Below are 12,164 nucleotides of genomic sequence, written 5' to 3' on the forward strand. Positions count from 1 at the left end.
GGTTACGGTTTTCTGTACAGAATCAGGTAGCTGGCGAAGGTGTGGTTGGCAGGGAAGCCTTTATCGGGGGTGGGGTTGGTGTAGGACTCCAGCTCGTAGGCTAGGCGTAGGGGTTTGCCGGGCGCAACGGCGGCGGTGAGGTCCACGATCCAGGGGGTGACCACATCGCCGGGTGACCAGCCCGCGCGGGGAAACTTCCAGGTGCCGCCCTGAGGACGGCAGGGATTGAGATACACATCGTCTTTCCAGAGACGGTTGGTAAAGGCCCGGCCATCGCAGTGGAGCTTGCGCCAGAGCGGGTGAAACTCCCCCGCATTCAGAGCATTGGGTGAGCCGCCGTGGCCGGTAACAAGGGAGTAAAACGCCGCGCCGACCGTCTCGCGATCCGTGGGAACACTCTGGGGCGTGAGAAATTTTTCAATAGGCTCGTTGGCGAGCCCGATCCTTGCCACGCCATTCCAGAGCTTGATGACTTTGTAGGGCTCGCGGCTTATCGCGCCCGGGTAGAAGTCGAAGTCAACAGAGACCAGCCAGCCCTCGGAGTAGGTCTCGCAGGCGATTTCAAGCTGCTTTTTCCCGCGCAGCAGTGGCAGGAAGTCCGTGAGATCCACCTTCCACTGCCAGGCTTTGCGATACGGCGTGATCCAGCGAAGAATCTCGTAGCGCTCCCCGGTTTCGTCGGTGAGGAAGAGCTGTGCCAGCCGGTCCCACGGGTCAATTCCCTTGGGCGTGTTTTCCAGGGTCAGCGTGCAGACCACCCGCCCGATCCCCGCCACGGACTCTGGGAAGGGAACGGTGCTCTGGATTTTGTGGTGCTGGGCATCGTTGAGAGCGTGAGAGAAGGCGCTTACGCGGCGTGGGCTACTGAGCCAGCGGGACGTTCCCTGGCGACGGACGGTCAGGGCGGAGCTGGCTCCCGCGCCGATCAGCACGGGTTGCACCAAAGTCAGCGAGACCTCGGAAACAAAATAGCGCTCGTAGATGGCCTCTCCGCCCGCTGTTAGCGTGACTTCGACGCCCCCCACGACTTCGTCCACAGTGAGCGCCAGAAGCTCTGTCAGGGGGTGGGGCGAGAGGCGGTTGGCCAGCTCGCGGCCATCGCGGTGGAGCGAGACCTCGCGCTGGGGGCGGTTCTCGATATTGCCCTGCGGCCCAAAATAAATATCCCGCTGGCTGGCACCAGGGGGCGGCGGTGGGTTGTGGGTATCAAAGCCTAGCGCAAAGACACTGGGGAGATTGGGCTCCGCCGGATCGTCAAGGTGGGGCGGTGTCGGCGTGGAGGCGGGCAGGAAAGCCAGCGTGTAGCCTCGGGGATCGGCGGGCGTGGCTACTTGCCACTGGACATGGACTCGCATGAAGGCATTTTACCCGCAAGGCTGGGTACACTCTCGCCATGGAATATCGAAAACTAGGCCGCACAGGCCTTCTTGTCTCGGAGCTTTGTTTGGGGACGATGCAGTTCGGGTGGACTGCTGATGAGCCGACATCGCATGCGGTCATGGATGCCTATGTGGAAGCCGGGGGGACGTTTCTAGATACCGCCGACATCTACACCACTTGGGCGGGCGATGCAAGCTATGGAGGCAAGACGGAAGAATACATGGGGCGCTGGTTTGCGGCGCGTGGCAATCGCGAGAAAGTGATCCTTGCGAGCAAAGTGCGCGGGCGTATGGCCCCCGGCCCTAACGGTGAGGGGCTCTCACGAAAGCGCGTGATCCAGTGCTGCGAGGATAGCCTGCGTCGCCTCCAGACCGACTATCTGGATCTTTACCAGTGTCACTGGGTGGACTTAAACACGCCCATTGAGGAGACGCTCGCCGCGATGCAGACGCTTGTCGAGCAGGGAAAAGTTCGCTACATCGGGGCAAGTAACTTCCCGGCGTGGCGGCTGATGGAGGCGCTCTGGCACTCCGACAAGCGCAATTTTGCCCGCTTTGACAGCTACCAGCCCGAGTACAACTTAATGGATCGCCAGCTCTTCGAGTACGAGGCGATGCCGCTGTGCAAGCACCACGGCCTGGGCGTGATTCCCTACTCCCCGCTCGCAGGAGGCTTCTTGACCGGCAAGTACCGCGCCGGGTCAGAGAAACCCGCCAGTGTCCGCGCCGACGGTGCACTGGGCCGCTATGGCAACGAGCGCGGCTGGGCCGTGATCGAGGCGCTGGAGCAGATCGGGCAGGAGAACGGAAAAACGGTCGCCCAGACCGCGCTGGCGTGGCTACTCACCAACCCCATCGTGACCGCGCCGATCATCGGGGCCAACAACCCCGCGCAGCTCAAAGACAGCCTTGGCGCGGCGGGTTACCGCCTCAAGCCCGAGGAGCAGTCGCGGCTTAATGAACTCACGAAATGGGTGCGCAACGGACGGCCTATCTGGGACTAGGAAGCCCCCTGCCCCCCGCAAGCGGGGGGCAGGGGGCTGGTGAAAAATCCTGGAGGTAGTTTCGGATAATGGTCTGCAAGCTCGGTGCGGGGGGAAGCCCGAGGGCGAGGGCTCTTGCACCGTCCACGGCCACGGGCCAGTTAGCGACGATCCCTTGAATCCGTGCATCAGGCTGGTCTTCGATAGTCCCTAGCGAGAGATTCAGCTCTGCCGCGACTTGTTGCAGGGCTTGTGCTGCGAGATTCGGGGTGACACTCCGTGCCGGGAGCCCGATAGCTCGATCCCGTCCGATGGCCTCGGAGGGGACGTTGTGGAGGGCGATGAGGGAGTCAATCACGGTGCGGTAGCCGGTCATCGGGTGGCGCTGGTCGCGGGCAACGGGCAGCAGGCAGACCTCGCCGCTCAAGGGCTCACGGAACATCCCGCTGGCCCAGCTCGATGCGGCGGCGTTGGGCTTGCCGGGGCGGATGATCACGGTTGGGAGCCGTGCCGTGCGCCCGTCGAAGAATCCCTTGCGCGTGTAGTCGTTGAGGAGAAGCTCGCAGATGGTCTTGGTGATCCCGTAGGTGGTCTGCGGGGTGAGCTTGGTGTGGTCGGTGCAAAGCTCCTGCATGGCGTCGCCCCCAAAACAGGCAATACTACTGGCAAAGACCACGCGCGTCTTACTGCCCCGTGCGCGGGCGGCCTCAAAGATGTTGCGCCCCCCGTCGAGATTGACCCGCAGGGCATCGTCGAAGCGCTCTTCACACTCGCCACTTACCATGGAGGCGAGATGGAAAATCGAGGTACTGCGGTGACTGCCGATTGCCGCTCGGACGTCCTCCGTTGAGTCCACGCTCCCGACACGCTGCTCGACACGAATCGGTGTTTCGGACAGAGGCTTGGGGTGAAACTGTGCATCAAAGAGGACGAGCTCCTCGATGGGCTCCTCCGCCCCCGACTCCCCGATGAGCGTGCCGCAAGCCAGCAGTTTTTGGCAGAGCTGATGGCCCAGAAATCCACCGCCCCCCGTGATGATAACTCTCATATTGCTTGTCAGTGTACACTATGTTGTACACACCGCTCAGGCCACGCTCCAGTCCTCACAGGGGGCACCAATCGCTTGAAAGTCTCGGAGGTTGCGAGTAACCACTATCATTTCGTGTGCCATTGCTTGCGCAGCGATCCGGCAATCCTGCGGCCCGATACGGAGTGTGGCGGGCGCAAATGTCCGGTAGATGGCTTCGGCTTCCGGAGAGTAGAGGAAGAGTGGGAAGATGCGGAGGTCTTCCAGGGCTTGAATGTTATCGAGATTCCGCTGAGCTCTCTGCACAACGCTCTCATCGCCTTCTATTGCCAGTTTAAGTGTGTTGGTGTCCAGAAGATACAATTATTTCTTGCCCTCATCAGCGAGGTCGCGCTCCAGTTCTTCCTGGATCTTCTGACGGTACTCCGCCACGCCCTCTTCCAAGCGCCGCAGGTACTCCGGGTCATTTTTACGCCGCCCAAGAGCCGCTCGGGCGTAGCGCACTTGTTCATCGGTCATTCCGTTGGGACGTGGCGTGTTGTCTGTTTGTGTCGGTGCGGGCATGATGGTTTCCTCTCCGGTTTTCTTGCCGCATTGTATCTCTTGGCTATAGTCCGTACAACCCCGCCACCAGCCCGTCAATCGCCGCCTTGCAAGCGCTCCAGCTCTCGACGTAGCTCTTCTTCGGTAGGGAGGATGAGCCGGTACTTGGTGGCAAAGAGTTGCTCGTTTGGATGGAGGACAGAGTAGCGCACCACGGAGGTGTCCTTGTCGGAGCAGAGGATGATACCCACGGTCGGGTTATCGCCCTCGCCGCGTCGGAGATCGTCGTAGATGCGGACGTACATGTCTATCTGCCCAATGTCCTGGTGGGTGAGCTCGCCGGTCTTCAAGTCGAATCGGTACTGATGCGCTGCTGGCATGCTACGAAGGCAAAGCCCTTGCCCAGCTCCAACAGAAACGCCTGAAGCTGGTTCATGAGGGCTTGCTTTAGGTCGGCTTCCAGCAGGCGGCCCGCGCTGGGTAGCCCGAGGAACTCCAGCAGGACAGGATCTCGGACAAACTCACGCGGCGTGCGCTCGGTTTTCTCTTGGGCTTCCTGCTCTACGGCGGCGCGATCTTGGCTGGCGAGGAGGCGCTCGTAGTAGAGCCGCCCGATCTGCCGGTTCAGGTCGCGGGTGTTCCAGTTCTGGTCGGCGGCTTCGTCCATGTACCAGAGCCGCGCCGCTTCGCTCTCGATCCGGGAGAGAGTGCGGTAGTGCGTCCAGCTCAATTCGGTACGCAGTGCGTTCCGAATCGGGAAAGCGTTGTAGAAGGCACGCATGTGGCGCAGATTGCGCTCGTCGAAGCCACTGCCAAACTCGGTGGTGAGTGCCTCAGCGAGCTGGGGGAGAAGGCGCTTGCCATAGGCGGCTCGCGCGGCTCCTCCTTGCTCGAACTCGACAATGTGCCGCCCGACTTCCCAGCAGGTTCGTACTTGGATCACATCCACAGCACGAAGCGCACTCTGTCGCGCCGAGACGATCAGAGCGCGTAGCTCGTGCAGGAGCGTTTCCAGTGTTCCGTCTTCGGTCAGTGCGCCACTCATATTTCGCTCGTCCCCGTACAACCCCTCTATCCGCCACGTCGCTTCGCCGACCACTCGACCAGCTCTCGCCCGGAAAGCTCGACGGTGCGGTTGCCGTCGCGTAGATAGACTTTGTCGTCGAGGTAGGTGGCACCCAGCGCTGGAGAAACCGTGATGACGCAGACCGTGCCATCAGGAAGAGGTGCGAACGAAACTTCGATATTGCCTCGTGGCGCGGGGTCGAGTGCGCCGAGTATTTGGCGCAGTTTCAGCTCGAAGCCGTCGTTGTTATGTCTGTTGACGTGCGCCAGATCGGGTTTTATGCCGACCACCACGCCGCTGTCTTTGACACCGATCAGCACGGTTCCGCCGTCGGTGTTGAGAAACGCGGCGATGGCTTTGGCGATGTGCTTGCCGTCGGTGTTTGCGCCGAGCGGATTGACGGCCATGAACTCTTTGAAGTCCATCCTCAGGCCTTCTCCCGCCGCGATTTGCGTGAGAAGCGGGTGGGAGCGCCAGTAGTCCGTCGGCCTGGTGAGCAGCTCTTCGGCACGTTCGAGGTACGAGGCGTAGTTCACAATCGCTTCATCATAAACGCCCTGCGCCCGTGCCAATTTGTCGTAGCGGCGGCAGTACCAGAGCGTCACTTCGCGGATGTCGTCGTCGGTGAGGCCGTAGAGGGAATAGACAAGCGCATCAATTTCTCTTTGTTCGTGAAGGTGGTACGGATAACGTAGATCAGCTTTTTGTTTTTCGATAATAGAAGAGATGAGTGTTTCGATTTGTGATGTAATATTGACATCCAACAGAGGTATGGGCAATTGTGAAAGCACTTCCTCACCTGTTTCTACAGTATGAGATAGATATGATTTTAATACGTATCGTGCAATAAGATTGCTTGAGTATCCGAGTACTCCTTCTGGAGATATATTATCTGAGAATATCGTACTGCCTTTATTTCCAAATACTGTTCCACATCCTATTCGGAAGGACGGGCTATAAATCCCTGTTGGTGAAAAAGTAACTCCCTTTCGAAAATAATATTGTGGATTGCGAATAACAGCAGCGCGCTTTTCATTATCATCTAGTTGTATCTTATTATCTTCATTCTTATCTTCTTTTACATCAGCGATAGTCAGAGTTCGCAGGTCGTCAACACTCGATTTCGACCAATCAATAAAATATCCAGTTGGTACATAATAATTAGGTATCCAGCCTTCACTAGCTTCACTCTCACCACCCTTATCGAAGGGAACTATAAATCTTCCTCCATATTTTTTAAGATCGACACCATTTTGTTTTTCATTGTCAGTCAGATTTGCAATCTCTTTCTCCGTCAATATCTCTGCTTCGTTCAGAATCTGATAGCTACCACGAACTCCATCTTTTTTACGGAGATAATACTCGTTATATCCCGTTTGAAGGCCCACTTTTACGTCGGCTAGCGTTCCGAGTTTAGTAAATCTTGCATCGCTCATCAATCCGTACAGCTTCGGTGACGCAATGAAGAACGAATGGTTTTCGTAGGTTGCAATTGTCGCTTGAGGATAGGTGTAGCGGGCGTAGGCGGGAGTTTGTATGTCGGGGCTTTGGCTTGCAATCAGCCGCAGGTTGGCTTCGAGTGTCTGCCAGTCGTCTTTCTTGATTCCCGTCAAATCCCCCGCGATCAGGGAATGACCCGCAGGCGGCGGCGTATTGGTCAGCGTCACGATTCCCGTGTTCACCGTGGCCTCGAAGATCCAGTTGGGCAGGTCTAAGACGTGCAACAGCGATGTTTTTTGTGCCAGACGTACCCGTAGCGGCTTGAACGACTTGATGGTTCGCCAGGTGTTCGAGACGATGTAGCACGCGACTCCGCCGGGGACGAGCAGCTCCAGAGCGCGGCCCATAAAGATGCCGTAGAGGTCTTTGCTGATCGAGCCTTCTGCCCTCGGGAACATACGGTACCGAACAGCATCAGGGACGGGCGTTCCGCCGTAGGGCGGGTTCGCGATCACGATGTGGAAGCCGCCCGCCTCGCCGCGCTCGGTTTCATCGGGCTTGAAAACCTCGATGAACTGCACGCGCCAGTCGAAGGAGTCCGTCGGAAGCGCCACGGCGGCGTTCTTCGCCAGCTCGGCAGCGATCTTGGCCTCCTCGGCACGAATCTCGGCAGCCAGCGTGGTTTTCTTGCTATTGATAGCGTGGAAGTGATCGCGCTTCTTCTTCGCCAGTGCGTCAGCATCGTCTAGGGCGCGACTGCGGAAGATGTCGCCCTGCACCCGTGGGTCGGGCGCGGAGAGGCTGTCGCCCACCTCTATCTTGAAGTCCAGGTTGGGGAGCGGCGGGAGGCGATCAATAGCACTCTCCCGGTAGTCCACGATCAGCGAGAGCCAGAGCCGGAGCATCGCGATATTGGCCGCCAGTGGCTCCAAATCCACGCCGTAGAGGTTTTTCTGGATGATCGAGAGCTTCCGGTCGTAGTTGTCGCGCTCGCGAGTATTGGCGGCGCGGGTGTCGAGCTGGCCCATCAGCGTGAAGATGCTCTGCATCATCCCCAAAAGAAACGCGCCGGAGCCGCACGCCGGATCAACCACGCGTAGCCGCTCCAGCGCCCCGATCAGTTGCTTTGCCTCGCGCACAGAAATCGCCTGGTCGTCCTCTTCATCCACCAGCCGGACAATCGCATCGGGCTTCTCGGGACTCGGCAGAGCTTTGGTAAGATAGCCCTTCAGTGACTCCCGGCACATGAACTGCACCACCGAGCGCGGCGTGTAGAACGCGCCGGTCGCCTCACGATCCGCCTTCAGAATCAGCTTCTCAAAGACCTTGCCCAGCATCTCCGGGTCAACGGCAACCTCGGTATCATCGGGCGACGATTCGGTGATGGTGAAGTTATAGCGTGCGAAAAGGTCCGTGAAAATCGTCGCAAACACCGCGTCGGGGATCACAATATCGGAGGTTTCCTCGGGCGTTTTCTCAAAAAGCCCGCCATTCAGAAACGGGACTCTACCGATTCGTGCGTGCAGAGCGGGGTTGTCCTTGACCAGATTGAGTGCCTGGGGATTGTTCAGCCCCGCGAAAAACAGGGGCGCAAGGTGTGCCACATAGAAGCTCTCTTTGGTGTCACGCCCCGCCCACAGGTCGCGGAGGTAGTCCGTTCCCCCGTTCGGAGCCGTCAGCCAGCCGCGCTTTGAGAGAAAGTGGATAAAAAGCAAGCGGTTAAAGAAAAGCTGTGTGAAGAGCTGTTTTGCTTTGGGCTGACCCGAAAAACCGACAATCGCGTTTCGAGTTGCGTTAAAGACCTGCTCATACGCATCGAAAAACGCCCGCGTGACTTTCTCGACATCCCAGGCCGTCAGCCAGACCGAGCGACACTTCCCCCAGTCAAGATTCGCCGTGAGCTCCAGTGCGGGCAAGTTGACGTTGCGTAGCGTATACGTCTCCGCGAGGCTGTCACGGTCGAAGCCAAACGTCCGCAGACGAGGTAGCCCCCCTTCGCGCTCCTCAAAGTGACAGAACCGTAGCCCGTTGTAGTCCTCCGTGGCACAGACAAAAACCAGGCTCTCCAGCGCGGCATTGTTGTAAGCGGCTCGCTCGCGGACTCTCTGGCGAACTCCCCGGAGAATCTCGCGTAAGTCCGTGCGCTTGAAGGGCGTGGCGAACTCAACGAGGAAAATCGCGAACGGATCGCTTCCCGTGAAGGGGATCAGGCGGCTCACCTGCGCCCGTGCCGACGTGCGCCCGGCGACTTCCTGCTCGTTGTAGGTATAGGGGTCTTCCGGGTCGAGCGGCCAGCTCAGCTTGTCCTTTAAGAGGGCAAAGAGGCTCTCGCGGTCAACAATTTGGCTCAGGTCTTCGGGTGTGATACTCATAATTTTAATTCTATCCAGCAGACAAGTTTCGGGACAATGGTACCCGGTAGGCTAATATCCCGGAAGCGATCACGCGCCAGATTCTTCAGCGCCTTGAGCTGCTTTGCAAGTATCGCCTCCTCCGACGGGTTCCCGGAGTGCTCTCCCGGTGTGGTGCCGCTCAGAACCTCCAGAATCCGCCCCGCGTCAAAGCTCGTGCGTCCGCTGGCGTAGGCCAGGCCCAGAACGGGGTAGCCGAGCAAGGCGGCGAACTTCTCTTTATCCGCCTCGGTCGCTTTCCTCGTCGGCTCCAGTGTGAAGAGGGCAAAGACTCCCGCCTCCGGTGCGCCCTTCCAAACACCAAACGCGCCGAGGGGAAGCTGGTCAATCAAGTTTTGCACGGCGGGATCGGGCGGCTCGATTGTCGTCAGGTGGACGTACTGGGTCAGCGCCTTATCCGTGCGGCTCAGCTCACCCTCGTACTGGCTATTGAACTCCTTCAGGTTCCCCGCCGGGTCATTGGACTTGAAGAACGAGACATCAAGTCCCAGAGTCCGGCTAATCTTCAGTGTCCGGTTCTCCACAGCCCCCACCAGCCCGATAATCTTCTCAATCTCGGGGGGCGGAAGTACGTTATAGATAGAGAACTCGTGCGTCTCCGGTGTGATCTTCGGGTTCAGGCGGCGGTCCACACGCCCGATTCGCTGGATCAAGCGTACCGGGTTCCAGTGAATGTCGTAGTTCAGGATCGCCCCCGCCTCTTGCAGGTTCACCCCTTCTGCAAGCACATCGGTCGAGATGAGAATATCCACCCGACGCGGAATCGAGTAGGGCCAATAGCCATAGGGCGGGGGGTTATAGCCAGGGCAGAAGGCGTGCAGAATCGCTGCCCGTGTCTTCTCCACTCGTGAGTCAATCCGGGCAACACCCGCGCCGTCCAGACGTGCCTTCAGTGCGCGCTCCAGGTACTCCGCCGTCCGCTGGCTCTGCGTGAAGACCAGAATACGCTTCCCCTCCGCCAGGTCAAAGCGCAGCCGTGTGATAACTTCTTCGAGCTTCGGGTCCGGCTGCTGGCGTACTTTGAGCGTTGCGGCGTGAATCTCTTTTAGAAACTTCAGATCGGCAAGAATATCCTCGCGCCATCGCTCCACATCGAAGTCCTGCGCGTTGAAGTCCTCTAGCTTCTTCCCCAGACCACGCTGCCGAATCGCCTTATCGAGCCACGCATCAACCTCATCCCCCGATGTATCAAGCGCCTCGCCATCATCTAAAAGATCGGGATCGGCAAAGAGCCCAAGCCCCTCCTCGGTCTCCTCCTCCTCGATCTGCTTGGGGAACAGTGGCGTTCGAACCCAGTCCAGATGCGGTTGGATCAGACCATCGGCCTCTTCTTTAAGTGACTGTTTCAGGCGAGCGATTAGTCCCGTGCCGAGGCTCTGAAGAATCCCCTGGAACGCCACCGGGCTGGACTCAAGCTGCTTGAGCGTGTTGGAGAACACCAGACCTGCCAGCCGCACCTCGTCCTGATAGACCTTGCCTCCTGGCTTAGGTTCGTAGCGGTACTGCTCCATCAGAAACGCCGCCAGCTTGATGCCTTCGATCTTGGCCTTGATAAGCTTCGTCAGCGCCGCGACATTGATCTCCGCCTCGGCATCGTCCAGTGTCTTCTTGAGCTTCTTGAAGAGGTTTACTCCAGGGCGAAAACGTTTGTCGGTCAGATCCACCAGAGCGCTGTAGCCTGAACTCTGCTCCCCGAACTCGTACTCCACACACTCCGGGTCACGGCGCTTGGGAAACATTAGGTGCTTCCCTGCCGCCTCAGAGAGTGCCTTACAGGTCTTGCGGCTCCGCTGGATCAGCACGCTCTCCAATACCCGGTTCAGAGACTCACTCGGAGTCTCAAAAAGCTCCATCGAGAGCTGGCCGTAGGGAACGTCTGTCGGAGAAGCTATTTTGTCCAGCTCACGGGCAAAACGCCGAATCTGATCAATGCTGTACCCCCCGATGCTTCCCTCCTGGTGGGTGATCAGCGCGAGCTGTGCGCTCATATCGTGGTAGGCCGTATTGATCGGAGTCGCTGTCAGCAGAATCGTCTTCTTACGGCGTCCTCGGCTGGGTGCGACAATCTCCATCAAGTTCTTGTAGCGCAAAGCCGAGGTCTTGCGGAAGTTATGGGACTCATCAATCACCAGCACATCCGCCCGCTCCGCCAGCCGTCGTAGCTGCTCAATCTTCGCCTGTGTGGGCTCGTCGGCTTTTTCCTCGTCCAGATCAAAGCCGAAAGAGGTCATCGGTATATCGTAGATCGAGCCGAAGGGCTGGGTGTAGCAGCCCAAATATTCTTTTAGATAACCCTGCCAGCTCGAAACGAGAATACTTTTAGGAGCGATCAGCAAGACATTCAGCCCATCACGGCAGCACTTCTCCATGAGGGCCAGGGCAATAAAACTCTTTCCCAGCCCCACGCCATCACAGACCATCACCCCGTGCTGTTGCTCGATGATCCGAAGTGCTTGACGGTACCCCTGAACCTGGTGCGGGTCGAGCATCTGTGCCAGTGTGCTGCCTACCAGCGCGGAGTTGTCTTGCTGCTGTTGCCCCCACAGTGTAAGTGCCTTTAGATAGAGGGCATACGGATTGTACAGGTCAATCTGCCGACGAATCTCGTGGAGTACATCGGCGGTCACGTCGTCCTTGATGGCTTCCTTCCAGCGCTCTTCAAACCAAACCCCGAGCTGCGATGTCTGCTCGGTGGTCAGCAAGACATTCAGCTCGATATTCTGAGTCAGCCCGGCGCGGGTAAAATTACCACTGCCTAGAACACCCAGTTCAGGCGGAAACATGGGACGGCGAACCAGATAGGCTTTGGCATGGAACTTCTTGGTCGTGTAGCAACGCGCCTCGATCTTGCCTGCCACAAAAAGTGCTTCCACTTGCTTCAACGGCGACAGATTAGGCACACTTTCCCGCTGAGTAAGAAGATCCTCATCAGATTGAGTCCGAAGCAACTGAAGGAGCCGTAAGCGCTGCTTTGCATCCGCATCACCCCCAAAAAGAATCCTGACCTTATCAAATCCCTCCAGGGCATCCGCAATTAAAAAGAGCGCGTCCAGCGAAAAAAACGCTGTTGCAATGCAGAGTTCTTTACCCCCTGTACCAATTTCTTTTAACTTAGCAAGGAGGGTATTTAGCTCGTGGTTATCAATGATACTGCTGGTAGACATTACGATCTTGTTCGCCGTCTATAGCTCTCGTTCCTGCTTGCCGGAGGGTGAGGACACGGTCATTCAGTTTTAACCTCCCCCTGCCTCGTTCCTCGGCTTCCCCCTCCGGCTCTCGGTCGTTCCTCCCTGCGAAGGGGGACAAAATAGGAAT

General features: G+C 58.2%; 7 protein-coding genes and 1 pseudogene. 1 reads left to right on the forward strand and 7 read right to left on the reverse strand.

The window, feature by feature from the left end; all coding sequences use genetic code 11:
- Positions 1-2 precede the first annotated feature (2 nt).
- The gene (locus ACH2ED_RS20280; RefSeq protein WP_395094548.1) at positions 3-1,355 is read right to left on the reverse strand and encodes a peptide-N-glycosidase F-related protein; all 1,353 of its coding nucleotides are present in this window, start codon (positions 1,353-1,355) and stop codon (positions 3-5) included.
- Positions 1,356-1,393: 38 nt separating this feature from the next.
- On the opposite strand from ACH2ED_RS20280, the gene ACH2ED_RS20285 reads away from it, so the two are divergent.
- Entirely contained in the window at positions 1,394-2,383 is a 990-nt protein-coding gene (locus ACH2ED_RS20285) for an aldo/keto reductase (RefSeq protein WP_395094549.1), read from the forward strand.
- Here ACH2ED_RS20285 and ACH2ED_RS20290 read toward each other — a convergent pair.
- The 6 genes and pseudogenes from ACH2ED_RS20290 to ACH2ED_RS20315 all read right to left on the reverse strand — a co-directional run bounded on the left by ACH2ED_RS20290 (position 2,370) and on the right by ACH2ED_RS20315 (position 12,013).
- Positions 2,370-3,410, reverse strand: coding sequence for an NAD-dependent epimerase/dehydratase family protein (locus ACH2ED_RS20290; protein WP_395094550.1), 1,041 nt, complete (start codon positions 3,408-3,410; stop codon positions 2,370-2,372). The two genes, ACH2ED_RS20285 and ACH2ED_RS20290, sit on opposite strands and share 14 nt — an antisense overlap.
- A 36-nt stretch (positions 3,411-3,446) precedes the next feature.
- Entirely contained in the window at positions 3,447-3,752 is a 306-nt protein-coding gene (locus ACH2ED_RS20295; RefSeq protein WP_395094551.1) for a hypothetical protein, read from the reverse strand.
- Positions 3,753-3,953, reverse strand: coding sequence for a hypothetical protein (locus ACH2ED_RS20300; protein ID WP_395094552.1), 201 nt, complete (start codon positions 3,951-3,953; stop codon positions 3,753-3,755).
- 74 nt (positions 3,954-4,027) lie between these two features.
- A pseudogene (locus ACH2ED_RS20305) lies at positions 4,028-4,977 on the reverse strand (YhcG family protein).
- Positions 4,978-5,003: 26 nt separating this feature from the next.
- Positions 5,004-8,810 (reverse strand): Eco57I restriction-modification methylase domain-containing protein, encoded by a 3,807-nt coding sequence (locus ACH2ED_RS20310; RefSeq protein ID WP_395094553.1) that lies wholly within the window; start codon positions 8,808-8,810, stop codon positions 5,004-5,006.
- On the reverse strand, positions 8,807-12,013 hold the full coding sequence (locus ACH2ED_RS20315) for a helicase-related protein (protein WP_395094554.1): 3,207 nt from the start codon (positions 12,011-12,013) through the stop codon (positions 8,807-8,809). The genes ACH2ED_RS20310 and ACH2ED_RS20315 overlap by 4 nt, the downstream gene beginning before the upstream one ends.
- Positions 12,014-12,164 lie beyond the last annotated feature (151 nt).

Source organism: Armatimonas sp. (assembly GCF_043757465.1).
In the GTDB taxonomy this organism is placed as follows: domain Bacteria; phylum Armatimonadota; class Armatimonadia; order Armatimonadales; family Armatimonadaceae; genus Armatimonas.

Bases quoted from the DNA above. Each gene is read 5' to 3' on its own strand.
- ACH2ED_RS20300 (WP_395094552.1), bottom strand. From the start codon at position 3,953: ATGCCCGCACCGACACAAACAGACAACACGCCACGTCCCAACGGAATG.
- ACH2ED_RS20280 (WP_395094548.1), bottom strand. From the start codon at position 1,355: ATGCGAGTCCATGTCCAGTGGCAAGTAGCCACGCCCGCCGATCCCCGA.
- ACH2ED_RS20315 (WP_395094554.1), bottom strand. From the start codon at position 12,013: ATGTCTACCAGCAGTATCATTGATAACCACGAGCTAAATACCCTCCTT.
- ACH2ED_RS20290 (WP_395094550.1), bottom strand. From the start codon at position 3,410: ATGAGAGTTATCATCACGGGGGGCGGTGGATTTCTGGGCCATCAGCTC.
- ACH2ED_RS20285 (WP_395094549.1), top strand. From the start codon at position 1,394: ATGGAATATCGAAAACTAGGCCGCACAGGCCTTCTTGTCTCGGAGCTT.
- ACH2ED_RS20310 (WP_395094553.1), bottom strand. From the start codon at position 8,810: ATGAGTATCACACCCGAAGACCTGAGCCAAATTGTTGACCGCGAGAGC.